Annotated in this window: 22 protein-coding genes; 7 read left to right on the forward strand and 15 right to left on the reverse strand. The window is 55.2% G+C overall.

The genetic code is table 11. The features are described 5' to 3' along the window. Positions 1-169: 169 nt before the first annotated feature. The 5 genes from BT142_RS04165 to BT142_RS04185 form a co-directional block, all read right to left on the reverse strand. On the reverse strand, positions 170-2,464 hold the full coding sequence (locus BT142_RS04165; protein WP_072416946.1) for an ABC transporter permease: 2,295 nt from the start codon (positions 2,462-2,464) through the stop codon (positions 170-172). A gap of 12 nt (positions 2,465-2,476) precedes the next feature. Next, positions 2,477-3,184 (reverse strand): ABC transporter ATP-binding protein, encoded by a 708-nt coding sequence (locus tag BT142_RS04170; RefSeq protein ID WP_072416947.1) that lies wholly within the window; start codon positions 3,182-3,184, stop codon positions 2,477-2,479. 433 nt (positions 3,185-3,617) lie between these two features. Beyond that, a complete protein-coding gene (locus tag BT142_RS04175) occupies positions 3,618-4,022 on the reverse strand; it encodes a helix-turn-helix domain-containing protein (RefSeq protein ID WP_072416948.1) in 405 nt (134 codons plus the stop codon). A 58-nt stretch (positions 4,023-4,080) separates the two neighbouring features. Then, complete coding sequence (locus BT142_RS04180) at positions 4,081-5,064, reverse strand: CPBP family intramembrane glutamic endopeptidase (protein WP_072416949.1); 984 nt, start codon at positions 5,062-5,064, stop codon at positions 4,081-4,083. Positions 5,065-5,298: 234 nt separating this feature from the next. Further along, positions 5,299-6,459, reverse strand: coding sequence for a MalY/PatB family protein (locus BT142_RS04185; RefSeq protein WP_072416950.1), 1,161 nt, complete (start codon positions 6,457-6,459; stop codon positions 5,299-5,301). A 261-nt stretch (positions 6,460-6,720) separates the two neighbouring features. On the opposite strand from BT142_RS04185, the gene BT142_RS04190 reads away from it, so the two are divergent. Continuing rightward, positions 6,721-7,281 (forward strand): flavin reductase family protein, encoded by a 561-nt coding sequence (locus tag BT142_RS04190; protein WP_072416951.1) that lies wholly within the window; start codon positions 6,721-6,723, stop codon positions 7,279-7,281. A 53-nt stretch (positions 7,282-7,334) separates the two neighbouring features. On the opposite strand, the gene BT142_RS04195 is transcribed toward BT142_RS04190, so the two are convergent. Next, on the reverse strand, positions 7,335-10,328 hold the full coding sequence (locus BT142_RS04195; RefSeq protein WP_084659315.1) for a glycoside hydrolase family 2 TIM barrel-domain containing protein: 2,994 nt from the start codon (positions 10,326-10,328) through the stop codon (positions 7,335-7,337). A 150-nt stretch (positions 10,329-10,478) separates the two neighbouring features. On the opposite strand from BT142_RS04195, the gene BT142_RS04200 reads away from it, so the two are divergent. Together BT142_RS04200 and BT142_RS04205 are read left to right on the forward strand one after the other, a co-directional pair. Beyond that, positions 10,479-11,285 carry an AraC family transcriptional regulator gene (locus BT142_RS04200; RefSeq protein WP_072416952.1) on the forward strand — a complete coding sequence of 269 codons (807 nt, stop codon included), beginning with the start codon at positions 10,479-10,481 and terminating at the stop codon, positions 11,283-11,285. 174 nt (positions 11,286-11,459) lie between these two features. Continuing rightward, positions 11,460-13,631: a transporter substrate-binding domain-containing diguanylate cyclase gene (locus BT142_RS04205; RefSeq protein ID WP_072416953.1), complete on the forward strand. Its 2,172-nt coding sequence runs from the start codon at positions 11,460-11,462 to the stop codon at positions 13,629-13,631. A gap of 171 nt (positions 13,632-13,802) precedes the next feature. Here BT142_RS04205 and BT142_RS04210 read toward each other — a convergent pair whose 3' ends face one another. The 6 genes from BT142_RS04210 to BT142_RS04240 all read right to left on the reverse strand — a co-directional run bounded on the left by BT142_RS04210 (position 13,803) and on the right by BT142_RS04240 (position 19,728). Further along, the gene (locus BT142_RS04210; protein ID WP_072416954.1) at positions 13,803-14,522 is read right to left on the reverse strand and encodes an RsmE family RNA methyltransferase; all 720 of its coding nucleotides are present in this window, start codon (positions 14,520-14,522) and stop codon (positions 13,803-13,805) included. A gap of 1 nt (position 14,523) precedes the next feature. Next, on the reverse strand, positions 14,524-15,540 hold the full coding sequence (locus BT142_RS04215; protein ID WP_072416955.1) for a cobalt-precorrin 5A hydrolase: 1,017 nt from the start codon (positions 15,538-15,540) through the stop codon (positions 14,524-14,526). Beyond that, complete coding sequence (gene cobM / locus BT142_RS04220) at positions 15,537-16,292, reverse strand: precorrin-4 C(11)-methyltransferase (protein ID WP_072416956.1); 756 nt, start codon at positions 16,290-16,292, stop codon at positions 15,537-15,539. Before cobM ends, BT142_RS04215 begins: the two co-directional genes overlap by 4 nt. Before the next feature lie 345 nt (positions 16,293-16,637). Then, positions 16,638-17,585, reverse strand: a complete 948-nt coding sequence (locus BT142_RS04230; RefSeq protein ID WP_072416958.1) for a tRNA modification radical SAM protein MnmL/YtqA — start codon at positions 17,583-17,585, stop codon at positions 16,638-16,640. Further along, positions 17,578-18,360 (reverse strand): prolipoprotein diacylglyceryl transferase, encoded by a 783-nt coding sequence (locus BT142_RS04235; RefSeq protein WP_072416959.1) that lies wholly within the window; start codon positions 18,358-18,360, stop codon positions 17,578-17,580. The genes BT142_RS04230 and BT142_RS04235 overlap by 8 nt, the downstream gene beginning before the upstream one ends. Positions 18,361-18,372: 12 nt before the next feature. Beyond that, complete coding sequence (locus BT142_RS04240; protein WP_072416960.1) at positions 18,373-19,728, reverse strand: MBOAT family O-acyltransferase; 1,356 nt, start codon at positions 19,726-19,728, stop codon at positions 18,373-18,375. Between the two features lie 384 nt (positions 19,729-20,112). Between BT142_RS04240 and BT142_RS04245 the strand changes: the two genes are divergently transcribed. Next, positions 20,113-21,042, forward strand: coding sequence for an NAD-dependent epimerase/dehydratase family protein (locus BT142_RS04245; RefSeq protein ID WP_072416961.1), 930 nt, complete (start codon positions 20,113-20,115; stop codon positions 21,040-21,042). A gap of 235 nt (positions 21,043-21,277) precedes the next feature. Then, positions 21,278-21,604 carry a hypothetical protein gene (locus tag BT142_RS04250; protein ID WP_072416962.1) on the forward strand — a complete coding sequence of 109 codons (327 nt, stop codon included), beginning with the start codon at positions 21,278-21,280 and terminating at the stop codon, positions 21,602-21,604. A 235-nt stretch (positions 21,605-21,839) separates the two neighbouring features. Here BT142_RS04250 and BT142_RS04255 read toward each other — a convergent pair whose 3' ends face one another. The 3 genes from BT142_RS04255 to BT142_RS04265 are packed head-to-tail and all read right to left on the reverse strand — an operon-like array spanning position 21,840 to position 24,680. Then, positions 21,840-23,135 carry a D-alanyl-D-alanine carboxypeptidase family protein gene (locus BT142_RS04255; protein WP_072416963.1) on the reverse strand — a complete coding sequence of 432 codons (1,296 nt, stop codon included), beginning with the start codon at positions 23,133-23,135 and terminating at the stop codon, positions 21,840-21,842. A gap of 22 nt (positions 23,136-23,157) precedes the next feature. Next, positions 23,158-23,622 carry a CBS domain-containing protein gene (locus BT142_RS04260; RefSeq protein ID WP_242871913.1) on the reverse strand — a complete coding sequence of 155 codons (465 nt, stop codon included), beginning with the start codon at positions 23,620-23,622 and terminating at the stop codon, positions 23,158-23,160. Then, complete coding sequence (locus BT142_RS04265; protein ID WP_072416964.1) at positions 23,619-24,680, reverse strand: hypothetical protein; 1,062 nt, start codon at positions 24,678-24,680, stop codon at positions 23,619-23,621. The genes BT142_RS04260 and BT142_RS04265 overlap by 4 nt, the downstream gene beginning before the upstream one ends. Before the next feature lie 328 nt (positions 24,681-25,008). On the opposite strand from BT142_RS04265, the gene hydF reads away from it, so the two are divergent. Continuing rightward, entirely contained in the window at positions 25,009-26,211 is a 1,203-nt protein-coding gene (gene hydF, locus BT142_RS04270) for a [FeFe] hydrogenase H-cluster maturation GTPase HydF (protein WP_072416965.1), read from the forward strand. An 80-nt stretch (positions 26,212-26,291) separates the two neighbouring features. After that, positions 26,292-26,804, forward strand: a complete 513-nt coding sequence (locus BT142_RS04275) for a GtrA family protein (protein WP_072416966.1) — start codon at positions 26,292-26,294, stop codon at positions 26,802-26,804. Positions 26,805-26,876: the final 72 nt, after the last annotated feature.

Consider the following 26,876-nt stretch of genomic DNA (forward strand, 5'->3'; position numbering starts at 1 on the left):
TCATTTGATATGTTGTACAATATAGATAACTGCATTGATCGGGTTTGTAAGGTGTGAATTTTGAAAAGCGCGGCTTCTGCCGTATGCATCGTGCAGCAAGAAAGGTACGATAACAACAGCAAAGACCGACCCGATAATTCAGCATTTCGGGTCGGTCTTGTCTGTCAACTTATTCCAGACCTTTCAGCACGCCCACCATGTCGATGCGCTTGATGCGCTTCGAGAACATGAAGCCCACCAGCACCGAAATGCCGATGACAAACGCCCCCGAGATGACAAAGGTAAGCGGCTTTATAAAGCAGGGCCAGTCGATGGCGTCGCCGTTTGAATCCATCATCGCCTGCAATATCTTCCTGCCGAACGGGATGCCGCACACCGCACCGATCAGCGACAGCCAGAGGTTCTGCACCGAGATGAGCCTGCGGACTCTCGGGCTTCCGAAGCCCATGACTTTCAGGGTCGCAAACTCCTTTTCGCGCTCGTTGAAGCTGAGGTTGCCCGAGTTGTAAAGCACGATGACTATCAGCAGTGCCGAGAAGAATACCATGAAGTATACCAGCAGGTTCATGACCTCCATCGTCTTGTCGAAGGCGGCTTTCAGGTCGTCCATGCTGTGTACCGCCGATACGCAGTCCAGATTCTTTGCATCTGAGCAGTCCTTCTTAGTGACCATCATCTGCGGCTTGAACTCAAAGCCCTCGCGCTCGTAATCGCTGCGGAGTATGGTGATACCCGTGATGGACGGGTGACGCGAGATGAGCCCGATCTTGCTCTTTATCCATTTGCTGCCGTCAGTGGTTTTCCAGAAGACGCTGTCGCCTGTTTTCAGCCCCAGCTTTGCCGCCTGCTTCATCGTGACCGCGACGGTGCCCTCTTTCAGGGCGCTGACGTTCAGATCGGTGTCGGAGATGCAGAACAGCCCCTTGCCCTCTGTTACGGACAGCTTGCAGCTGATGATGTCGTCCGAAACGGGGTGGTCGCTCGCAGCTATGGATATAAGCCCCATGCCGACAAGCTCGCCGTCGTAATCCGCCGAGAGGCTTTCGGCTTCTTCGATCGAACAGCTGTCGGTGAGGATCACCTGACTGCTGTAATTCTGAATATCATCAAAATACCAGCTTCGCACGAACCCGAGGGTGTCGAAAGCGCCGAGGCCAAGCGTCATCAGCATCATGCCCACGCAGGTGCCGAAAATTCCCATGACCGCACGCAGCTTCGAGCGCGAAATGTCACGCAGGCTGTAGCGCGAGGTAAATCCCAGCCTGCCCCAGAACGGCAGCTTCTCGAAAATGCAGGGCTTTGCGGTCTTTGCCGTTGCGGGGCGGAGCGCTTCGGAGGGGTGGATCTTGAGTATCTGATAGCAGCTGAGATACGCCGCACCCGTGCAGATCAGCACGATCATGACCGCCACGATGACGCTCTGATAACCGACCCCGCCATTCCAGTCAGGGCAGCGGTAGAACTTTGAGAACATATCTATCATCACTCTGCCGAAGGTGTAAACGCCAAGCACCGCACCTGCCAGACAGCCGAGCGCCGAGAGAATGAAGCTGTACCCCAGATAGTGCGTCATTATCCTGCTGCGCTTCATGCCGAGAGCGTTGAGCGTTCCGATCTGCGTGCGCTGCTGCGCTACCATACGCTTCATCGTCGTGGTGATGACAAGCAGAGCTATCGCCACGAACACGAACGAGAAAATGTAGGAAAAGCTGTCATGCTGGTTCAGCTCGTCAACAAGGCGTTTGTAGCCGTCGATGCTTATGCGGTCGGCGATGAAAGAATATTCGCCGTCAAGTGCTTTGTCGATATTGCTTTCATAAGACAGCGCCTTGCCCTCGCAGGTGAAAACTATCTCGTTGTTGACACGCATTTCTTCGGGCAGGACTTTCTGCGAAAGGTATGCAAAGCCGATGTTGTGGAAGTCGGTATCGGTATCGCTTGAAGCGCAGGAGAAGATATGCTCGGGCGACATGATCAGACCCTTGATCTCCTTTTCGATATCCTGCCCCATAACGTGAACGGTGAACTTGTCGCCGACCTGCATTCCCCATGTGTCCGCAAAAGCCTCGAACAGCCACACGCCGTCGGTATCTTCGGGGTCGAAGTCAGCACCGCTGACCGTGTAGGGCTTCGTGACGACATTGTCGTTCTGGAAATAGCACCATATCTCGGCGGTGTTGTATTTTTCGTCCGCCTTGCCGAGGACTTCCGTGCGAAGCTGAACGTCGCTGATGCCGTCAATGGCTTTGACCTTGTCAGCCTGCGTTTTGTCGAATCCGCTGCCGTATATCCAGCCGTCGGAGAAGTTCGAGCTTTCGGCAAACTTGCTCATGGCACGCCGTCCGCCGATAACGTCCGACTGAAATCCCGTGAGGCACCACATCGCCACCGCCGCAAGAATGAATATCGAGAAGAACTGCGCGAAATTGCCCTTGATATCGCGCAGCATTTTTTTCCTAAGCATACCGCTGCCCCCTTACCACTCGATCTCGTCCGCCGAGAGGGGGTGCTCGTTTACTTTGATGGACTTGATCTTTGCATTCTTCATGTGGATGACCTTGTTGGCGCACTTTGCGATGTCGGCGTTGTGGGTCACGAGGATGACGGTGTTGCCGCCCTCGGTGGAGAGCCTTTGCAGCAGGTCGATGACGATCTTGCCCGTCTCGGAATCCAGAGCACCTGTAGGCTCGTCGCCTAAGATTATCTTCGGGTCCTTCGCAAGGGCGCGTGCGATGGAGACTCTCTGCTGCTGACCGCCCGACATCTGCGCGGGGAACTTGTGCTTCTGGTCAGAAAGCCCCACGCGGTCGAGCATTTCGTCAGCGTCGAGCGCGGTCTTCTTTATGTCCCTGACCAGCGCCACATTCTCGTAAGCCGTCAGCCCCGGGATGAGGTTGTAGAACTGGAATATGAAGCCGATCACGTCTGCACGGTACTGCGACAGCTTCTTGTCGTTGAACGAGGATATCTCCTGACCGTCCACGATCACCTTGCCCGAGGTCGGCACGTCCATACCGCCCAGCATATTCAGCACGGTGGATTTGCCCGCGCCCGACTGACCGAGTATCACCACGAACTCGCCCTTGTCTATCGTGAAGCTGACATGATCGACCGCCGTCTGAGCGCCCTCGCCCTTGCCGTAGGTCTTTACGACGTCCCTGAATTCAACTGCTGTCTCTTTCATTTTCCGAATCTCCTTTATTCCTGTGAAAGCACGTAATTTACGAGTTTTTCGGCGTTTCCTCATCGGGCACCGAGCTTATCATCATGCTTGCCTCGCCTGCCTTTTCAGGCTCGACGCCGACCTTCGAGATGAAGAAGTCCTGCAATATAGATCGTTATCAGATATTTTTTCTGCTGTTCCGGCAGCATTTGGTTAGCATTATATAACCACAGAATATAATATCACTTGAAAATGGTAATGTCAATGATCGAAGTCTATGAGGTTAGCAAATTCTAACTATCGCACAAAAACGGCAGTTAGTTACACATAACTATTATCTATAACTACAGTATAGCAAAAGTGACAGCAGCCGAACATCAGCTGCTGTCACTTTTTTATCGGGAAGTGTACAGATCATTTCTTTACGTTGAATGCGCCCCTGTCCCCTTAACCTTTATTTCGGAAATCCGTTGACCGCAACATATACCGCAAAGCTGATGATGTCTATCGCCAGCACCACCGCCGCGATTATGGCGGCTATTTTTATGCCTTTTTTGGCTTTTTTCCTGTTCTCCTCAGTGACGATGTTTTCCTTGATGTCCGAGTATATCGCCGCGCCTGCGGTCTGTGTGGGAGCGGCAGCAGCAGGCTCGGGCTCGGGAGCCTTATTCAGCACCAGCTCGTCGAGGGAGATGCCGAAAAGGTCGCTGATGGCTACCAGTTTTTCAAGGTCGGGGGTCGAGTCGCCGATCTCCCATTTCGAGATAGTCTGTCTCGAAACGTTCAGCCGATTGGCAAGCTCTTCCTGCGACAGCCCCTTCTGCTTGCGGAGCTCGTAGAGTTTATTGTTGAAATCCATGATAAACCTCCTATCACATACACCTATATGTATATTATAACACAACAGCCGACCCGAATCAACATTTTCTTTCGGTCTCCGCCGAGGAGCGCCTGCGCAGTATCACGAACAGGACAGCCGCGCATACCGCATAGAAAAAGGTCGTGACGATGCTTCCCTCGATGCCGAAAGAGCTGCCGTTCACCACGTTCCTGCCGACGCTCTCGGCGTTGATGACAGAGGTGTACTCAAGCGACCCGGCACCGCTGACGGTCAGCCCGAAGATGTTCGCCAGTGCGAAGTTCCAGATGAAGTGCAGTCCGCAGGACGCCAGTATGCTGTCGGTCAGCAGCATGACGAGCAGGAATATCGCAGAGATGAGCAGATTGTTGAGCATACCTACCGCTTCGACCGCCGTACCCGACGACTGCATCGAGGAGATGTGCGGCACCATGAAAAACGCCGTGCTGACCGCAAACGCCGCAGGAGTGCCCAGCTTGTTTTTCAGGCTTGAGAAGGCAACTCCCCTGCACAGGAGTTCCTCGTGAGCGCTCTGGAAGATGAACATGAGCCCGCTCAGCAGGATAGACAGGATGTCGGGATGTGCTGTCAGTCCGTTCACCCTGACAGTCCCTGTGAGCACCACCGAGGCGATGCAGGCGGCGGCTAAGACAGCGCCGATAAGCAGACCGATCAGATAACAGCCCACGCCTTTTTTCACGAACATCTCCGACAGCTTTTTCTTCTCGAACAGCCGCCAGTAGAGCAGTACAAGAAGGCAGGGCAGCAGATAGTTCAGCGCCGTGAACAGCTGTCCCGCATAGCCGCCGAACGCTTCGCCCTTCAAGGGGTCGAGCCCGAGCGGGTAGTGCATCAGCACGATGACGGCGGTGCCGAGCACCATACTGCCGAGATTTGCAAGCAGATAGCCGAGCAGCTTCTTTATAAAGAACTGTATCTTCGGCATCTCATCGCGGGTGTTGAAGGGCGAGACGTTCTTAAAAAACTGCCCGACCTTTCCTGCGCCCGTACTTTTCTGAACTGCGATACAATTGCTTTTCATCAACGATTCCTCCTTGTTCGGTTCGGTGTTTCATCCTATGGTCTCATCATACCATTTTTGCCCGAAACAGTCTACCAACTAAGGCAGGAAATCTGTCAACGGGGCTTAACGATCGTGTTAAACATCGTTGCAAGCCCCGTTTTTCAAGGGTTTTAGCATATCACGCCCTCGGAGAGGGACGTTTATCAAAAGTCAAGATGCTTGACCGACGCAGATGAGCGGACGGTTATTTTTTCACGGGCGAGGGATGCTCTCAACGCCCTTTTTCAGCCGTTCAAGACCGTCGCGGAGAAGCGTTTTCGGGCAGGCGATATTCATGCGCAGGAAGCCCTCGCCACCGAAGGGGCCGCCGTCCGTGAGGTACAGACCCGTGCTGCTGCGGATGTGCTGAGTCAGTTTCTTCGAGCTGACGCCCAGCTCCCTGCAATCGAGCCACAGCAGATAGGTCGCCGCGGAAGGGGTCAGCTTTATCTCGGGGATGTTGCGGCTCAGGTAGTCGCTCACCAGATTCCTGTTGGAGCAGATGTACTCCCTCAGCTCGTCCAGCCATTCACCGCCCTGTTCAAACGCCGCGACGGCTGCCTGCACCGCGAACGCGTTCGGGTAAGCGCAGTTGTCGATGGTCAGCGCCCTGCTCACCGCTTTCCGCAGTTCCTCGTTCCTGACGATGACCGCCGAGCTTTGCAGTCCCGCGAGGTTGAAGGTCTTGGTCGGCGAAACGCACACTATGCCGTTCTCCGCGCAGAGCTCCGACGCGCTGTAGTAGGGCACGTAGCTCACGTCGGGGTCGGTGAGGTCGCAGTGTATCTCGTCCGAGACCACCGTAACGCCGTACCTGTCGGCAAGCTCGCCTATCTCCGCAAGCTCTTCCCTGCTCCATATCTTCCCGACGGGATTGTGCGGATCGCTCAGCAGCATGAGCTTCGTGTCGGGGTCGGACATCGCCGCTTCGAGCCGCTCACGGTCTATCGAGTAGACGCCGCCGGTCTCGCTGAGCGGACAGTCCAGCACCCTCCGCCCGTTCTGCTCGATCAGCTTGTAGAAAACATAGTAGACGGGCGACAGTATCAGCACCTTGTCGTTCGGCTCGGTGAACGCCTTGATGCAGCAGGCAAGGGTCGGTACCACGCCGCTGCTGAACATCATCTCGCTCTTCCTGAACTCCACCCCGTGACGAGTCTTCCACCAGCCGATGTACGCCGTGTACCACTCGTCGGGTATCACCGAATACCCGAAAATGCCGTGCTCCGCACGCTTCATGATGGCGTCAACGATGGCAGGCGCGGTCTGAAAATCCATGTCCGCCACCCACATGGGCAGCTCATTCTCTCCGCCGCTCCACTTGACCGAGTTAGTCCCCCTGCGCTCCGTTACCTTGTCAAAATCGTATCTCATATTACTCTCCCATATCCTGCCGAACGTCCCCGCCCGCGTATTTACTCTGATTATATCTCTTTTTCACATGATTGTCAATCCTGCCCGCACCGCATAAAATGACAACGTTGTCAGATTTTCTCCCCCTCATCCACTCCCCCCATATTGACACACTGCCCCCGTTCTGCTATAATCTACTTATGAGGGGTCGTGAGTGCGGGTTTCCCCCAGCAATACCGCACTCACTACCCCCGAGAAAGTCAAACAAAGGAGCTTGGTAATATGAAGAAGAGTTTTGAGAAGGGGTTTGTTACTCCGCTGCCTGTGTTTATTATTGCGACGTACGGGAAGGACGGCAAGCCCAACGCCATGAATGCGGCGTGGGCGGGGCAGGTCGGCGGCGACCTCATCTCCATCAGTCTTGGGAGCCACGTTTCGACGGAGAACATTAAAGCGGCGAAGGCTCTGACCGTGAGCTTTGCCACGAAGGAATTCCTTGCGGAGTGCGACTATGTCGGCATGGTATCGCAGGCGAAAGTCCCCGACAAGTTTGAGAAGGCAGGGTTCACCGTCACGAAGTCGGAGAAGGTCAATGCGCCCGTCATCGACCAGCTGCCCGTCGCGCTCGAATGCGAAGTCAGGGACATCATCGAAGAGTACGGCGAGACCCGAGTAGTTGCGCAGATCGTCGGCATGACCGCCGATGAGAGCGTGCTGACCGACGGCAAGGTTGACCTCGGCAAGCTGAACCCCCTGATGTTCGACTCGTCGGCGAGAGCCTACCGTGAGATAGGCGGCATTGTCGGCGGCGCATGGGACGCAGGAAAGAAATTCGCGGAATAACAGAACAACTCCCCGAAAGCTGTGACGGCTTCGGGGAGTTCGGTTTTTGTGGATCATTCTATCCTAATCCTGCCCGAGATCTTCGGGAGGGGCAGCCTGAATCTGTCGGGGAGCTGCGGTCCGCACGCCGCAGAGCCGACGCCTGCCATGGCGAAGTCTGCGCAGATGACGGTGTATCCGCACTTTTCAAGCTCGAAATTGTGGCGTTTCGAGGCGAGCTCTTCCTGAGTGTATTCCGACGCGCTGAAGGAGAAGCCTTCGGGCTCCGCAAAGCCGAGGGAAACGCTGCCGTCGGTCACGGACATCCGCGTGCAGCCCCAGTGGGAGCCGTTCTCCTGCGGTCTGATGTAGTCCTCGTGCATATCCGCCGCCTTCGAGGCGAAATTGCCGATGTAGGACGCGTGGTGCTTGTCGCAGTAGCTTTCATATTTTCCGAAGCCAAAGTACTCGACGCTGTCGAACTCCTTCGGCAGGAACAGCCGCAGACCGAACCTCGGCAGGAACTCCACCTTGTTTGAGAACTCCGCCGAGCACTCTATGTTGAGCTTTCCGTCGCTGCCGATGCGGTAAACGGCTTCGAGCTTTGCGAAGGGCTGATGTATGCTCCAGCCGAAAGCCTGCTTTGCGCGGATGACCGCACAGCCGTTCTCCTGCGAGATTGCTGTTTCATATACTTTTATGATATAGCCGTTCAGGTGCGCCGTGTACCAGTCGTTCTTCATCACGTCGTTATCGACGGGGGCGCGGAAGAAGTTGTACTCCATCGGTCTTGCGAGAAGAGCCTTCTCCCCTGCGAAAATGCCGTCAAACTGCGCTGTCCGCCTGTTGAACAGGTACTTTCTGCCGCCTGCGGTCACGGTGAAGTCAAGAGGCGTTTCGGTGACGGCGGGAGCCGTACCAACCGCAGGCAGGAGCGGCTTTTTCTCCGCCGCGAACACCTTTATCTGGTCAAAGCAGACCTCTTCGCCGTCCTCAAACGCGCTGTAGCCGTTCTTCGCGGTGAAGATGAAGCGGATGTAGGTGTCCTGCCCGAAGGTCTGCGCCGCTTCGGGGATGACCACCTCGGCAGAACCCATGGGCGGGACGGAGAAGCCGAAACTTCCCTCGGCGGCTTTTCCGCCGTCGTAGGTCAGCTCCCATTTGCAGTCGAGATACTCGCCAGCGTCGATGAACCTAAGCAGGCTCTTCACCGCGAATCTGTCGGGGGCGGTGCGCCCGACCCTCACGGGGCGGTAGACCTGCTTGACTTCGAGCAGACCCGTGTGGGGCGTCCTGTCGGGATAGCAGAGGGCGTCCATGCAGAAATTGCCGTCGTCGTGGCGTTCGCCGCTGTCGCCGCCGTAGCCGTATTTCGGCTTCCCGTCTTCGGTGCTGCCGAGTATCACCGCGTGGTCGGCCCACTCCCAGACAAGACCGCCGATGAGACGGTCGCTCTCCATGAACACCTCGTGGTATTCCTCCAGATCGCCGGGGCCGTTGCCCATGGCGTGGCAGTACTCGCAGAGCACGAAGGGGCGCTTCTCGTCCTCACGGGCAAGATAGGAACGCACGCCGTCGGTCGCGGTGTACATCTCCGAGACCATGTCCAGCACGTCGTCGGAAGTGTCGTCGAGCTTATGGGTGCTTTCGTAGTGAACTGGGCGCGTGCTGTCGAGGGACTTGATGAGCTTTGCCCCCTCGCGGAGATTCTCGCCCCAGCCCGACTCGTTGCCCAGCGACCAGAAGATGACGCTCGGGCGGTTGACGTCACGGGTCACCAGCAGGCGCTCGCGGTCCAGCACCGCCTCTCTGAACAGGGGGTCTTTCGCCAGCAGGGCGATGCCGTTGTAGCCGTTCTCCCATGACCATTTCAGGTCGTTGTAGACGTTGACACAGCCGTGGGATTCAAGGTCGGCTTCGTCGATGACGTACAGACCCAGCTCGTCGCACATGGCGTAGAATTCGGGGGCGTTCGGGTAGTGAGAGGTGCGGACGGCGTTGATATTGTGGCGTTTCATGAGGGTCAGGTCGCGGAGCATCTTATCGCGGTCGGCGTAAAAGCCCGTGTCGGGATAGCTGTCGTGGCGGTTCACGCCGAAGAGCTTGATATGCCTGCCGTTGAGCTTCAGCACGCCGTCCTCTATAGTGATCTTTCTGAAACCGACCCTCTCGCCGATGAGCTCGCTGTCGGTCTCCAGTTCGAGGCGGTAGAGATACGGGCTCTCGGCAGACCAGAGCTTAACGTCGGCGACGGCGCCTTCAAAGGGCTTCTCTTCCGAGACCTCACCCTCGCAGATGAGCTTTTCGCCGTCATACAGGCGCACCTTTGCCGACGCGCCCTCTGCCGAAACGCGCAGTATGCCGCGGTCAGTGCCGCTCTCGGGCTCGGCGGTGACGCGGTAATCGGTGAGCCGCTTCTCGGGTCGGGACAGCACATACACATCGCGGAAAATGCCCGACATCCTGAACTTGTCCTGGTCTTCGAGGTAGGTGCCGTCGCACCATTTCAGCACGGCGGCGGTGATGCGGTTCACGCCCTCGGTGAGCAGGTCGGTGATGTCGAACTCCGAGGTGTGGTGCGACACCTGCGAATACCCTGCGAAACGCCCGTTGACGTAGAGGTAGAGACAGCTGTCCACACCCTCAAAGCAGAGTATCCTGCGCATACCGTCGGGGGAGTAGCTGTAGTCCCTGCCGTAGACTCCCACGGGGATATCATCGGGGACATAGGGCGGGTCGAAGGGGATGGGGTAGCAGACGTTGGTGTACTGGGGGATGTCATAGCCGTGGAGCTGCCAGTTAGAGGGGACGGGCATCCTGACGCTCTCCGCCCCGATGAAGTCGTCGGGCATATCTATGATGCTGTCGAAATAGGCGAAATCCCACTCGCCGTTCAGCAGCTCGAAACGCTGCGAAGTCTCACGCAGCGCAAAAGCGTCCTGCCCTTTCGCGAAGGGGATGAAGTACGCGTGGTCGGGCAGAGTGCCGATGTGCAGCGCCTTCGCGTCCTCGTGGTATATCATTTCGGCTCTTGGCGAGCCTTTTCCTGCAAGCTGTGAAATATTCATACAAACTTCCTTTCCTGACATCCGCACCGCCCCAAAGCGGCGGCGGACTTTGCTGATACTATTATTATAATCATCTTGACAAGATAGTCAATACATGATAGTATATAATTATAACAAAAGTATCATATATTTTCAGAGGAGATGAGAAAAATGTTTTTCTGTGATTACCCTATCAAGAATAATGAGGTGGGTCTGCCGCTGTTTCTCGACAACATCGGGAAGCACGTCTGCCAGCCGAGGACCGTCCGCGGCAGCGGCTTCACCCATCCGCAGATACTCTACTGCACGAAGGGGAACGGTGTGCTCTGCATCGACGGCAGCCGCATCGAGATACCGCCGAATACCGCGTTTTTTCTGCCGTCGGGCTACCCCCACGAGTACTACCCCACTGCCGAAGAATGGGACCTTCACTGGGTCGTGCCCGACGGCTACGCCTGCGGCGACCTGCTGACCTATATCGGGCTGGACAAGCCCACGGTCATCGAGCTGAAGGACACTGCTCTCCTCGAACACTTCTTTTCGCGGATGCACGAGTCGATACGCGGCGACAGCATCGGCGGAAATCTGCGCGCTTCGGGATATTTGTATAATTTTCTCATCGAGCTCTACCGTCAGATGAATTCGGGCAGGATCATCAGGACTTCAAACCGCGCCATAGTCGCCGCCATCGACCACATCAACAACTGCTACATGAACAAGATAACGATGGCGGAGCTCTGCGAAGTGACCGAGCTGTCGAAACAGCAGCTGTGCAGGCTTTTCAAGCGCTACCTGAACTCGCGCCCGATGGAGTACATCGCAAAGCGCAGGATACAGGCGGCAAAGGAGATGCTGACTTCCACAGAGATGTCCGTGGAGGATATCGCGGACGCGGTGGGATTCTGCAGCGGCAGCTACTTCTGCAAGCTGTTCAGCCGATATGAGGGCATGACCCCTACCCAATTCCGAAATATCTGACGGTATCGGATCTTTTGGCACAAATTGTAATAAATACGGCTCTGCGGTATTGACTAACTGCTGTCACTGTGCTATAATAATGTGTGAACAATAAACAAACGAAATCGTAATTACAGATAAAGCATCACACGTTACCAAACATTTGTCACAGAACAAAACAGGAGGGGCTGCCGTATGTATACAAAGCTCGCTGAGCATTCTATATTCAAGCGGATAACGGCTGTATTACTATGCCTTGTCATGATGACAGTGCTGATGCCGCAGCTTCCCGTCAGGGCTCAGACCACAGGAAGGACCGTCCGCGTCGGATGGCACGAAGCGCCCTACTTCATCACCGATGAAAACGGCAGACATTCGGGTTATACATACGATTATCAGCAGAAGATAGCCGCCTACACGGGCTGGAACTACGAGTACGTGGAGGGCAGCTGGACGGAACTACTGCAAATGCTCAAAAACGGCGAGATAGATATGATGGGGAACATCTCCTACATGGAGGAGCGTGCGAAGGACATCCTTTACGCTTCCCTGCCGATGGGTACGGAGACCTACTATCTCTTCGTCGCGCCCGACAACAAGGAGATACAGGCTGACGACACCGCCTCTCTCAACGGCAAGAAGATAGGCGTCGCAAAGGAGAGCATACAGTGTGCGCTCTTCAAGGAGTGGACAGCGTCCCACGGGATAGACGCCGAGATAGTCGAGATGAGCGGAGCCGCGGAGGAATCCCTGCCCATGCTCGGCAACGGCATCGACGCTTACGTCACGATGGACGTTTATGCCAATCTGAAAAAGTATGTGCCCGTGTGGAAGATAGGCTCTTCCGACTACTTCTTCGCGGTCAGCAAGAAAAGCTCCGACCTGCTCAACGACCTCAACTACGCGATGAACAGGATACAGGACGAGAACAAGTTTTTCAGTCAGGAGCTGAATGAAAAATACCTGCGGAATTCCGAGACGGCGCTGTTCCTCACCGACAGGGAGCTTGAATGGCTGTCGGCTCACAGCACCATCCGCGTGGGCTATCAGGACAACCACCTTGCGTTCTGCGCAAAAGACCCGCGGACGGGCGAACTCACGGGCGCTCTGAAGGACTACCTCGACTGCGCTTCGACGGCGCTCGAAAACGCGCAGCTGAGGTTCGAGCCTGTGGCATATCCCACGGTCAGCGAGGCTATCGAGGCGCTGAAAAAGGGCGAGATAGACTGCGTTTTCCCTGCGAATATGTCCTATTCCGACAGCGAGTCCGAGGGGCTTGTCATCACGCCCGCGATGATGAGCACCGAGATGCACGCGGTAGTGCGTTCCTCCGACAAGAAGTCTTTTCTCCAGAAGAAGCGGGTAACGGCGGCGGTCAATCAGGGCAACACGAACTATGTGCTGTTCCTGAAAGAGAATTTCCCCGACTGGGATATGAAGTACTATGAGAACACCGACGCCGCCCTTGAAGCTGTTGCGGACAAGGAAGCGGACTGCATCATCATCAGCAACTACCGTTTCGGCAACATCTCGAAGAAGTGTGAGAAGCTGCATCTTTCCACGGTCTACACGGGCGTGAACATGGACTATTACTTTGCCGTGCGAAAGGGCGACACCGACCTTTACTCCATCCTTTCGAGGATAACCGTAGCCGTCCCCGACGCGACCATCCACACAGCGCTGACCTACTATTCAGCCGAGGATGTAAAAACGGGCATCATCGACATCATCAAGGACAATATGCTGATCGTGATGACGGTGATCTCGGCAGTTCTGCTGGTCATCCTGTTACTGCTCCTGAGGAGCATCAAAGCCGAGAGGAAAGCGATGGCGAAGGAGAGCATGGTAAAGGCGCTGAACAGGAAGGTCTATGTAGACGCGCTGACATCGGTACGCAACAAGGGTGCGTTTGCGGACTTCATCAATGACATACAGGAGCGTATCGAGAAGGGCGAGATAATCGAGCTTGCGATAGGGATACTGGACTGTGACGGTCTGAAATCGGTGAACGACATACACGGGCACGAGAAGGGTGACGAGTATCTGAAAGCGGCGAGCAGGCTGATATGTCGGATATTCCAGCACAGTCCCGTATTCAGGATAGGCGGCGACGAGTTTGCGGTAGTATTACAGAATATTGATTTCAGCAACAGAGACAAACTGATAGAGGAATTTGAAGCTGAGAAGAGAGCGATATGTGAAGCAGCGAAGAATCCGTGGGAAGAGGTAAGAGTATCGGCAGGAATAGCGGTATATGACAGTAAGAGGGACAATACCGTGAATGATACGGTACGCCGAGCGGATGAGATAATGTATGCGAATAAGAGCGCGGCGAAGAAAGCAAGAGAAGCGCAATCCGAACAATAACTCACAAACGTCCCGTCCTCGCCAGGGCAGAAAAAAGTTTAGGAGGGAGGGAGACCCCCCTAAACTTTTTTGGTCTCTGGCGAGGGCGGGACGTTTGTGCGGTTTGGTTCAAAACCTTATTCCGAGGACGTGGATAAAATTTGCCCCGAGTTTCCTCGGGGCTGCTTTACTTTACATATTTCCTGTTAAATTCATGATTATACTCGCTGCTGCAAGCGGCGCTGTCTCACATCGCAATATCCGCTTTCCCATGCCGATCGGCTTCATGCCCATCTCCATCAGCTTCTCAGCTTCTCCGTCCGAGAAACCACCCTCACTTCCGATAAGCAACGCTATGTCCGTTCCACTCTTCAGCCCAAGCGAACCAAAACTCGCTCCGCCTTTCTCATAACACCATACTACCGTGTCACTCTTCGACGCCTCTACGGCCGCTTCCTCAAGCGTGATAAGCCCCCTTACCTCGGGTACTATCCCACGCCCCGATTGCTTCGCCGCTTCCAGCGCTATGCGGTTGTATCGGTTCAGCTTCTTCCCGAAACTCTTGCCGTCAGGCCGCGAGATACACCGCTCGGTCAGCATGAACGTGATGTCGTATACCCCCAGCTCTACTGACTTCTGTACGATTATCTCCGCTTTCTCACCCTTAGGTACTGCTTGAAAAAGATGCAGCCGTATGTCCGCTTCGGCTTCGCACGGCTGCGAGGATACTACCCGACCCTCTACCGCGTCGGGCGTGATGCTCTCCAGCTCGCAGAGATAGTCGATGCCTTCCCTGCATACGATGATGCTCTCGCCTACCCTCATGCGCAGACTGAGCGCTATGTGCCGCGCATCGTCTCCCGTGACCAGCACTCTGCCGTCCGCCACACTGCCGTTAAATGAACGTGTCATACTACCTCCGCTGCTCCTTTGCAAAGTCAATAACCGTTTTTCTTACCGCCGCAGCCGCCGTGACACCGTTGGATGCGGTCTTTTTTATCACTATCTCGCCGCCGCTCACCGCCGCGGCACTTCTCTCACATACGTTGTCTACGCCCGTTATCTTCTCGACGAACTCCGAATGCCCGAAATCGCCGCCTACCGCTTTCAGCTCGTCCGCCGAAAAGGTCACGAAAGGCACCCCCAGCCGCTTGCAGAACTCCGTCAGTCCGCGCTCGCCCAGCTTTCGGTCGATGCTCGCCACCGTGTATATCCGCGCCGTGTCGATGCCTGCCGACTCCACCGCCTCCGCGATGCTGTCGGCTGATATGCCCTTCCTGCACCCGATGCCCAGCACCAGATCCTTCGGCACCAGCGAAAGCGTCACCTCGAACGGATGAACGTCCTCGCTGCCGATGTAGATGCCGCACCTCGCCGCTCCGCGTGTTATCTCGGGCGGTATGTTCAGGCACTCGCAGTCGGTCATCAGCCCTATCTTCTCGCCGTCGAGGACTGCCGCCGCTATCTCCTTCGCCGCCGCCATGTCGGTGATGTTCAGCCCGTTCGCCGCCGCGAAACAGTCGGGCGAGAACAGTCCTCCCGAATCCGTCGCGGTCGTCACCGCCGCCTGTGCGCCCGTCACCTCCGCAAGCCGCCTTGCAAGTGCGTTCGCACCGCCGATATGCCCCGAAAGCAGCGGCACCGCGAAACGTCCGCTGTCGTCTGTCGCCACCACCGCAGGGTCGGTGAGCTTTGAACGGATGTGCGGCGCGATAGCCCTCACCGCGATGCCGCAGGCACACACGAAGATAAGTGCGTCATACTCCCCGAACAGGCGCTCCGTCAGCTGCCCGATGTCGGAAAAACTCTCCGCCTTCGGGTCGGTGTGCTTGAAAAAACAGAACCGTCCGCACTCGCACACGCCCGACTCGGCTATGCGCTCCGAAAGCAGTCTGCCGCGCTCCGTCAGCGAAATGACCGCCGCCGTCATGTCTTAGCCTCCCGAAACTCCGTCGAAAAGCCTGCGTCGTACAGCTTTGACAGCTCGTACTCGTTCCCGAGGAAACCGCCCACCGTGATGAGCGCGGTCTTGGTGATGCCGTTCGCCTTCGCCGTCTCTTCAAGCGTTCCCACCGTGCAGCGGCAGACCTTCTCGTCCTCCCACGTCGCCTTGTAGACGATCGCCGCAGGTGTTTCGGCAGAGTAGCCGCCCGCGATAAGCCGCCTTGAAAGCTCCCCCGTCATCGACGCGCTCAGAAACAGCACCATCGTTGCTCCGTGCGCCGCAAGACTCTCTATGCTCTCACGCTCGGGGACAGCCGTCCTGCCCTCCATCCTCGTGAGTATCACCGTCTGCGACACCGCAGGCAGCGTGTACTCCGCTTTCAGAGCCGCCGCCGCTCCGCAGAACGAACTTACCCCCGGACATACGTCATACCCGATGCCCAGCCTGTCAAGCGCGTCCATCTGCTCCCGTATCGCTCCGTAAATGCTGGGGTCGCCCGTGTGCAGACGCACAGACGTCAGCCCGCACGACTCTGCCCGCGCAAGCTCCGCGATGACTTCCTCAAGCGTCATCTTCGAGCTGTCAAATACCTCACAGCTCTCCTTCGTGTACCGCAAAAGCTCGGGATTGACCAGCGAGCCTGCATATATTACAAGGTCGGCAGCCTCCAGCAGCGCCTTCCCCCTCAGGGTTATAAGGTCAGCCGCTCCACAGCCTGCTCCGACAAAATGCACCATATTCTTACCTGCCCTTTCTCTCCGGGGGTTGAGTGCGGGTTTTGATTTGGGGAGACCCCCGCCTTAGCTATACACGGCTAAAAAAATGTTCTTCCCCTTGCCAAAATCAGATATGCGCCTCTATAAACGTCAAGGGACTATCTTTTAAACCACATCCATCAAACAACATATTAAGGCAACACCGCACAACCACCGGCTCGCGCCTTTGCACGTCATATGCTTGCATATTTTCCGTCATATTGCCCAAATCCCCCTTGACTTGCTTAAAAATTTTAGGAAGTGGGTTTGGGGGAGAACCCTTTTTTAAAAGGGTTTCCCCAAATAACTCACAGCACTCTCCCCCCGTCAAAGCACCGCACCCTGGAAACTGCCGCGGGAGAGGAGTTGTTTGTCGATGCTGTTGAGAACGCGTATCTTGTCGCGGCTCCATAGGGGGGCGAGGAGTTTTGAGCGGTCGCCGTCGCCTGTAAGGCGTGCTATGACCGTTTCGGGGGGCATCCGCTCTATCTGGGAGCAGACGACCGAGACGTACTCTTCGCAGGTCATGAGTCTGAGTTCTTGGCGGCGGTACATTTCGGCTATCGCCGTTCCCTCTTCGACGTAGAGCATATGGATCTTCACCATGTCGGGGCGGAGAGCCGCGAGGGTTGATGCGGTTTCGAGCATCATCTCGGGGGTCTCGCGGGGGAGACCGTTTATGATATGAACGCCCACTCTTATGCCGCGGCTTTTGAGCTTTCCGAAGCCTTCCCTGAACGCCGCGAAGCTGTGGCCGCGGCCGCAGAGGGCGGCTGTGCTGTCGTGAACGGTTTGCAGACCGAGTTCAACGGTCAGTTCGGTCTTCTGCGACAGTTCCGCGAGCATATCCACCGCTTCATCGGGAAGGCAGTCGGGACGGGTCGCGACGCTGAGTCCCACGACCCCTTCAAAGCTCAGCGCCGTTTCAAAAGCCTGACGGAACGCGCCGATGTCGCCGAAGGTATTGCTCCCCGACTGAAAATACGCGATGTAAAGACCGCTCTTGTTCTTGCGTGCGACCTTTTCCCTGCCCTCGGCGAAGCGCCGTGCCAGCTCATCGGGGGCTATCCCCGTGAACCTGCCGAGGGGTTCCCTGCCCGACGGACAGAATATGCAGCCGCCGCTGCCGCATTCTCCGCAGCGGTTGGGGCAGCCTGCGCCTATATCCAGCGACACGCGCTCGGCTCGCTGTCCGAACCTGTGCCGCAGGTAGTAGCTGTAGCTGTGATACCGCTTGTTGTCGTCCGAGAAAGCGAAGGGACTGCGGTTACTCATCGGCAGTACTTTCGGTGGGTTCTTCGCTGTTGTCGGAGGATGAATCGGGTTCGGATTCGGGCGGCTCGGTATCGGGCGGCTCGGTCTCCGACTGGGAGGTATCCGAAGGCTCGGTCTCTGAGGGCTGCGAAGACTCAGGAGGAACGGTAGTGGTCGTGGTCGCTCCGGGAGGATTGTTGTTGGTAGTCGTGGAGGAGCCTGCCTGCGGACTGTCGTCATCGGCGGTGGTCGTCACCCACATGGTTATACCCGTAAGCTCCTTGTTCTTGCCGTCGTCGGTGGTCTCTGCCTTGCCGCCGCCGCCCTCGCCGTCAGAGGGTCTGTCGGGCTCGTTGGGGTCGGCGTCGGGAGAGTAGGAGTCGGTTATCGGAACGAACATATTGTTGTCCTCGATGCTGTAGGGGTCATCGGCAGCCTTCTTGCCCTCGATGTCGATATATTCGCCGTCGCTGCCCATGCCGAAGCAGGAGGACAGGAACACATCCGCATTGTGGATATAGTCCTGTAACGGCAGCGAGCTGTTGAACCGCTTTTCGACTTCCGAGAGGTACTGTCCCGAAAGAAAGCTCTTGACGGTCAGCTGTTTTTTCTCGGTGAAATCCTGATAGTTGGTGAGGGCGAGGAAAATGCTGCCGAAGAAAAGAATGACTATCGCAAGTATTATCACGTTGACGGTATCCGAATGGAGCTTTTCGTCGGCTGCGGATATCTTCTCCGCCTCGCTGACGCAGTCTTCTTCGCCGAAAGCCGCGCTGTTCATTTCGTTTTCGTTCATATCCGCACCCCCTTACGCTATCATGTCGCCCGCGAGCATCACGAAGCTGAGTATGAGCAGCAGAGCCGCCCACGCCGTCCTGAGCGCCCTGGCTCTCGTGTAGGTGCCGCCTGACGATGCTTCGGCACGCTTTGCGAGGAAGGGCACGATCGGCGTCACGCTTATGAAGCTGACTGCCAGCAGCCAGCAGTTGTTCACCAGAAGTTTTTTCATGGGCTTGGAGAGGATGTACAGGTCGCCCCTGCCTGCCAGCTGACCCAGCCAGCTCTTCCACTCGCCGAAGCTGCCGAAAGCCAGCCCCGAGAACACCAGCATAGCCAGCGCCGCCGTCACGATGACGCGGATGAACGCAGGTATCTTTTCGAGCCTCCCGAACCCGAACAGCGCTTCAACAGTCATGATGACGCCTGCCGCAAGACCCACCAACAGGTACCTCGGCTCGGAGTAGTAGAAGGCGGTGGCCATCAGCGCCAGCGGAACGGTCAGCAGCGCCTTTGAAGCGGCGCCCTCGCCGCGGATGTCGGCGCAGAGGTCTATCATGCTCGTGTTGGCGCTTCTCACAAGGGAGCTGATGCCGTGCTTCGTGCATATCGGCGTGTAGTTCACGTCCACGCTGAAGCCGTTCATCCTCGCGATGCCCGTACCCATGTCGGAAAGCCCCATGAAGGTGAAGTAGGCGCTCCCGAAGAAGCATATCATGCCTATCCACGCCCCTGCAAGGGTGGGCTCGTCATGGGAAAGACCCGTTTCGTACAGCTTTGTCAGCACGGGCACAGCCAGTATCGTCTTTGCGAAGCCGAAGGCGAACCTTGTCAGACCTTCGCTGAGAAGATGCACGTCCATGTGGCGCTCTCTCAGCTGAGGCTCGATGTCGGCATACCTCGTCACGGGGCCTGCCAGCAGGAAGGGATAAGCCGACGTGTAGGTGAACAGCACCGCGGGGTTCTTCTCGGCTCTGCACCGCCCCTTGAACACGTCGAAAACGTATGTGAAATTCCTCAGCGTATAGAACGCCGCGCCCACGGGCACGAGGGATTCGGCTATCTTGAACCTGCTGCCGTCGGCAATGGTGCCGTTACGCGCAAACAGGAAAAATATCGCCGCATTCCACGCAAGATCTGCGGCGACGAGGGCTGCCGCAGCGCCTTTGCTGCTCTCCCTGAGTTTCCCGACTCCGAGAGCCAGAAAGTAGTCGGCGAGCATGGACAGAAGCACCAGAGCCGACAGCACCGAATGCCCCCACGAGATAAAGATGACCGACATTATGCAAAGGATAAGATTCTTATATTCCGCCGAGTGGTCGAAAAACAGCACCAGCACTGAGATCGGCAGGATAACAGATGCAAAGATCAGGGTCGAATAAGTCAAGGTCTTGTCTCCTTCTAAACGAAAATATTTTTATAAAGAACAGAAAGAATATTATTTGTACAATATATATTATAGCAATAAATTCACGCATTATAAAGTATTTAAAATACCTGTATATCTAATTCTATCACATTTCACAAAATTAAGCAAGCGAATTTATGAAAGAATTCAAACTTTTGGGAAAAAAAACGAAAAACACTTTTCAAAACCAAAGAAGTATGCTATAATATTTATATAATATAAAAATATAAATATATATTAAAGGCGGAGAAGTTCCGCGTCGGCTCGCCGCGCAGGTCCGCGTCAAATAAAGCGGCGTCCGTACAGAGAAAGATATTTAAGGAAAATATTATCCTGCGGACTTTTATGGAAGGAGTGAACGGTATGGCAAACGTATTCGTTACGGGAGCAAGCGGCATGATCGGCGTTGCACTGTGCGACAAACTGCTGCAAAAAAAGCACAAGGTCTTTGCGACTGACTTCAATTCAAATATGCTCGTCGGAACAGACCCCAACTACAATTTTACACAGTGCGAGATAACCGACTCGAAGACCCTCTCGGACGTGATCGAAAGTAATCAGATAGATACAGTAGTTCACCTTGCTTGTACCGTAGACAACGATTTCGACAACATGGTCACCGACACCGAGATGAAGCGTGCGAAACAGACGGATAAATATATCTACTCCGCTGCCGACAAGGCGGGCGTGAAGAATATGATCCTCACCAGCACCACCAGCGTCTACGGTATCCAGAAGGGCAGAGAGCCCATCAGAGAGACCACCGACGAAAAGGGCAACGGAAACTATGTGGACATGAAGCTCACCAGCGAAAAGCTGATGCTCAAGGCGTTCAAGAAGAGCGATACCATACCCGTTATCGCAAGGCTTGCGCCCATCTACACCGCAGAGTTCACCGACAACCTCAGAGAAAGGATCTTCGACAAGAAGGATAATGCGGCGTTCATCTTCAAGGAGGGCGAGTACGCATTCTCGTTCTGCTGTATGTACAACTATGTCGATTTCATCCTCGCCATCGTGAATATCCCGAAGGGCAGGTATGAGGGTATCTTCAACGTTGCCGACAAGAGACAGATCACCGCAAAGGAGATCGTTGACTACGAGCGCGAACACCACCGCATCGGCGCTGTTCTTCAGAGAAGCGCTCCCGCGGCTGTCAGCTACAACAAGAGCAAGGGCAAGATCGACTACAGATTTTTCGACCCCAACGCAACTTTCGCAAACTGGAATATCGACGTTACCCGCGCGGGCAACATCTGCCCTCTGCGCTGGAACCTCGGCAACACAAAGTAAAGCGAAAATACTGCACCGATTTTTTCGCTGATATGTGAGGTAAATGATTTACTAAATAGTCTATTGTGCTATTATTACTTCAAACACATTGTGCAGATTAAACAAAACGAGACTTTTGGAAATTATTTTTTTGAAAAATACTTGATTTACTGACAAAAATGTGATATAATAATTAACAGTAAAAATAAACATCGGCGGTGATCGCCGAAAATAACTGAGTAAGGAGCTGTTTAAAATGAGTGGATTTTTTAAGTTCGCAGCCGCAGCAGGTATCGCTGCTGTAGGTGTAGCCGCTGCTATCGCATACAAGAAGCGCAAGGAGCTGGAGGACTACGATTACGAGGAACTCGATGACGATTTCGAGGATTGCTTCGTAGACGAGACCCCTGCTGAGGACGCTGCTGATACTGTTAAGGAAGCAGTTGAAGACGTTGCAGAGGCTGCTGCTGATAAGGCAGAAGACGTTGCTGAGGAAGTTAAGGAAGCAGCTGAAGATGTTGTAGACGACATCAAGGAAAAGGCTGACAAGATCCTTGACAGCATCCAGAGCGACGAAGATTAATTTTTCGCATTCCCGAAATTTTTTCTTTTTCATACTTTCCTTTTTGAGAGACCGCTTATGCGAATAAGCGGTTTTTCATTTTGCGTAATTAACAGAATCCACCCGACACCGCCTATTTTCCATTGGATTTCCACAGATAATGGTGTATATAAATGATTTGTCGGCTGATAAAGATCACAAAAAATACGGCAGAGGGATCGACCTCTGCCGTTTTCGTTTTTTCGTTTTCGTAATATCACATACCGAAGATGCTCAGTATGCGCATCATTCCCGTGGAAAGATCGCTGTCGCTGCTGGTGCCGGGCTGTGTGACAACGGGGATAACGACGTTGGGGTCGTCGGTCTTGGAGCTGCTGTCGGTCTGGTCGTCCTTGGAAGCGGTCTGGTCAACAGCGCTGCTGTCCTGATTGGAGTCTACCGACGAAGACGAACCGCTCGAAAGGTCGCCGCCGATGAGGTCGTAGGTGGGCATATAACGCTCGGTTATCGAAACGTTGTCCATCGTAGCGTCTCCCGCGGTCGGGCTCTTCATGGTGATGCAGACAAAGTAGCTGCCCTCTTCAAGCTGGTAGATGGACGCCAGCGAGTACTGGCTCTCATCGGTAAAGCCCGTCTTTCCGCCGACCACATAGACATCCGACTTGCCGTCAGCGTCGCGGTCGATGAAGAAGCCGTCATATCTCTCGTGGAAGATGCTGGTCAGCTTGATGCCGTCCTCGTTCTTGTTGCTGGACTTGGTGGTATATTCCTTTGCGGACATGACGTTCAGGAAATCCTGACTGATGGCAGGATTGTCGATAGCGTACTTGACTATCATAGCCATGTCGAGCGCTGTGGAGTAATGGTTCTCGTTGTGCAGACCGCTGGCGTTGGTGAAGTGAGTACCTGTCAGACCAAGCTCCTCCACCTTGGCGTTCATCATCTCGACGAAAGCCGCCTCGGAACCTGCCACGTAGTTCGCAAGACCGAGGGTAGCGTCAGCGCCGCTGGGCAGGATAGCGCCGTAAAGCAGGTCGCGTACAGTCACCTTCTCGCCTGCAACGAAGCCTGCCACCGAAGCATTCTCGTCCGCGAGGGTCTTGATGTCAGCCTTCGTGAACTTGTAGGTATCGTTCAGGTTATCGCAGTTCTCAAGAGCCACGATTATGGTCATGATCTTTGTCAGCGAAGCGGGATAAGCCTTCTTGGTGTAGCTCTTTCCCGTGTATATCTTATTGTTGTCGCAGTCGAGCAGAACCGAATACTTAGCCGAAACGCTCTCCAGCTGCATCTTCATGAAGTCGAAGTCCTTCTCGGGGTATTCCATCTTCGGCTTTACTTCTTCCTGAACAGGCTCAGCCACCGAGCTGGATTCCGCCTCTTCAAAACTGTAGGTGTGCTGGGGCATATTCTGATTCTCTTCGATACCCTTTCTGCCCGTAACGACGAGCACCGCCGTTCCGACAGCAAGCAGCATTATCATGATGAGGATAGCGCAAAGTGCCGCGTTACCCGTATGATTCGCCGCTATTCTGGTCATTCTCTTTCTCATTACATTTCCTCCCTTATACTACCTATGCTTTTCCCTCTTCAAGCTCGTATTCGGGCTGAGCCGAGAACATCTCGCTGTTTTTCAGCTCCGCATAGCAAGCCTGCAAAATGTCACGCCTTGTGACGATGCCGATGAACACTCCCCGTCCGTCAACAACGGGCACGAAGTTCTGGTTCATACTCAGCATGAACAGGTCTTCGATGGTAGAATCCACCGATACAGGCTCACACATGACCCTCTTCGGGACATCGCCGACCATATACGCTTCAAGACCCGTAATGTCCTTCACGCCGTTTTCCAGCATGAACCACAAAAAGTCCCCCTCAGCCATGGTCTTTACGTATTCGCCTGCCTTGTTTATCACGGGAACGGCAGTATAGCCGTGCCTGCGCATTATCTCCGCTGCCTGCCGAAGGGTCGCGCCGTCGCTGATGTACGCGGTCATGGCCTTCGGTCTAAGCAGCTGCAATATATTCAAGCTGCTCATTCTTTACTTGTATCCTCTTGGCTCTCCGAGTCCTTCTTTTCTTCGGACTCAGACGAGCTGTCGTCTTTATCTTTCTTGTCCTTGTCAGCCTTGCTGTCCTTTTTGTCCTTGTCCGACTTTTCGTCGGCAGCAGGCGCGAACTTGTACACCAGTTCCCCGAACTTGTCGAAGTCTATGCGCTTCAGGTCGTCGGTGGTGATGCCCATGGAGTACATATCGTCGGTGGAAATGCCGTATTTTCCGCATATCTCCTGACAGAAGCCGAGTCTTTCGTCCTCGGTCATAGCGTCGAAATCCGTAAAGTCGGCAAGGAAATCCTTGTCGAAATATCCGCCCTCATACTCCGCCGACAGCTTCTTCACAACAGCCGTTTCGATAAGCTGCTCCTCGCCCTCGATGTTATACGAAGCGGTGTATTTTTTCAGCGTGCCTTCCTCATCGAAGTAGAAATCGTACACGGTGATGAAGGTCTCACCCGTGTAGGTGTACTCCTCGACGGTCATCCCCTCGGTATCCTGGGGGATATGGGTATAGGTGCGCTCAAGCTGATTTTCGATCACGCTCCTGACAATGCTCATCTCGCCCGCGTCTTCGGTCGCCGCGTAAGCCTTGATGTTCATGTCCGCGCTCACTGCGCCGTCAGCCGTGCTGATGTAGGCGGTGTCGGAAGTGAGCGTCTCGCCGCCCTCTCTCCTGAAACCGACATACACGCTGCTGCCGTCGCTCGCCTGCGTCCTGTAGGTGACTATCTCGGGCTCATCCGAAAAGGTTATCTCCATTTCGTAGGTATACGCGCCCTCAAACAGAGCCGCCGTCCTGGTCAGGAGCTCCCCTGCCTTGTAATCCTCCGCAGAAGCGGTCGCAGAAACAGAAGCCGATCCGGTCTCTTCAACGCTCTCGGCAGGACTTTCCACAGCCGCCGCCGTAGTCACGGCAGGTTCGGTCTTCTTCGGCTCGGTGCCTTTCTTTTCCTTGTCCGAGCTGCCGCATCCGACAGCAGAGACCGCCAGAATGGCAGCCGTTATACATATGATAATTTTATTTTTATTTCGGTACATTCTGAGATTCCTTTCTTACATAAGCGCATACTGCGCCTTTATAATTATACAACAATTATGCCCTATTGTCAAGAGCATTTTACGTGTGCCTTGTGACGATAAAGTGAAAGTACCACCTTTACTTTTCCATCAGAATGTGCTATAATTAACTGGGGAGACCCGCCTCAGCTTCGCACGTCCGCCTTAGCTTCGCACGTCCGCCTTAGCTTCGCACGTCCGCCTTAGCTTCGCACGTCCGCCTTAGCTTCGCACGTCCGCCTTAGCTTCGCACGGCTAAAAAAGAGTTTCCCCCAATAAAACAAACAGTCAGTTCAAGGAGTGAGCAAGTATGAGCAGTATGAACAGCACGCCGTCGGGAGAGCGTGTACACATTGGGTTTTTCGGGTGCAGGAATGCGGGAAAGTCGAGTGTTGTGAATGCCGTCACGGGACAGGACATAGCGCTTGTTTCGGACGTTGCGGGCACGACCACCGACCCTGTAAGCAAAGCGATGGAGCTTCTTCCTGTCGGTCCCGTGCTCATCATCGACACGCCGGGCATCGACGACGTCGGGGGGCTGGGCGAGATGAGGGTACAGCGCACAAAGCGCGTACTGAACAAGACGGACTGTGCGGTCCTCATCGCCGACATCACAAAGGGTCTGAACGAGAGCGACCGTGAGCTCATCGCGCTTTTCAAAGAAAAGGGCATCCCCTACGTCATCGCGATGAACAAAAACGACCTGACCGCCGACAAAACCGAGCTTCCCGAGGGAGCCATCGCGGTCAGTGCGGTCACGGGGGAGAACATTTTCGAGCTGAAAGAGCTTATCGCCGCCGCCACGAAGGGCAGGGAGAATCCGCGCCGTCTGGCGGGCGACCTTGTGAGCGAGGGCGACCTCGTGGTGCTGGTCGTGCCCATCGACTCGGCGGCTCCGAAGGGAAGGCTGATACTTCCCCAGCAGATGACCATCCGCGACCTGCTCGAATCGGGCGCGATACCCGTGGTTTGTCGCGAGACCGAGCTTGCTCACACGCTGTCGGCGCTCGGCACTAAACCGAAGCTCGTCATCACCGACAGTCAGGCGTTCGCGAAAGTCGCCGCCATCGTCCCCGAGGACATCACGCTGACCTCGTTCTCGATACTGATGGCGAGGTACAAGGGCTTCCTCGAAAGCGCGGTGAAGGGCGCGGCGGCTATCGGCAGGCTCAAAGACGGCGACAAGGTGCTCATTTCCGAGGGCTGCACGCATCACCGTCAGTGCGGCGACATCGGTACGGTCAAGCTGCCCGCATGGCTGAAAAAACGCACCAGCGCCGAGCTCGACCTCGAATTCAGCTCGGGCACGGGCTTCCCCGAGGACTTGTCGAAGTTCGCACTGGTGATACACTGCGGCGGCTGTATGCTCGGCGAGCGCGAAGTGACCTACCGCAGCAAGTGCGCCCAGGACGCAGGCATCCCCATGACCAACTACGGCACCGCAATAGCCTACATGAACGGCATCCTCAAACGCACCCTCGCCCCGTTCCCCGACCTGCAAGCCCTTGTTTGAGTGAGTGCGGGACTTAACCCAATAACGAAGCACTCTCCCCCCGTCAAGCGCGTGAGGAATTATGGAAAAGGAAGTATGACATGGAAGAAAACAAACATCCCGACATTTTCGACAGGATAATGTCTGTGGGGTTTTTAAAGAGATTCGAGCCTTTTTACAAGGCTCACAAGGAAGTTCTGATGTATCTGTTTTTCGGCGGATGCACTACGGTGGTCAGTGTCGCCGCGTTTGCGCTGGGCACGAAGATGTTCGGGACGCACAGTGCGCATTTTGCGGGGTTATCCTTTGACGCGGGGGTCGTTGCCGCTAACGTTTTTTCGTGGGTGTGTGCGGTGACCTTTGCGTACATCACGAACCGCATCTGGGTGTTCGAGGACAAGGCGCACGGCACGGGTGCGGTCGCGAAGGAGTGTGCGGCGTTCTTTGCGGGAAGGTTGTTCACGCTTGTTGTCGAGACTGTGCTCCTTGAGGTCAGCATCTCGAAATTCGGCATGAAGGACGTTATCGCGAAGATAATCGTTTCGGTGGTGACTATCGTGCTGAACTATGTTATCAGCAAGCTGTTCGTGTTCAAGAGCAGGCAGGCTGTTTGAAAGTATGGCTTTTGGCATTGATCAAAGGGGGTTTTTGAGCCCCCTTTTTTGGTGCTGTTTTTTTATCTCCGG

Source organism: Ruminococcus sp. YE71 (genome assembly GCF_900119155.1).
In the GTDB taxonomy this organism is placed as follows: domain Bacteria; phylum Bacillota; class Clostridia; order Oscillospirales; family Ruminococcaceae; genus YE71.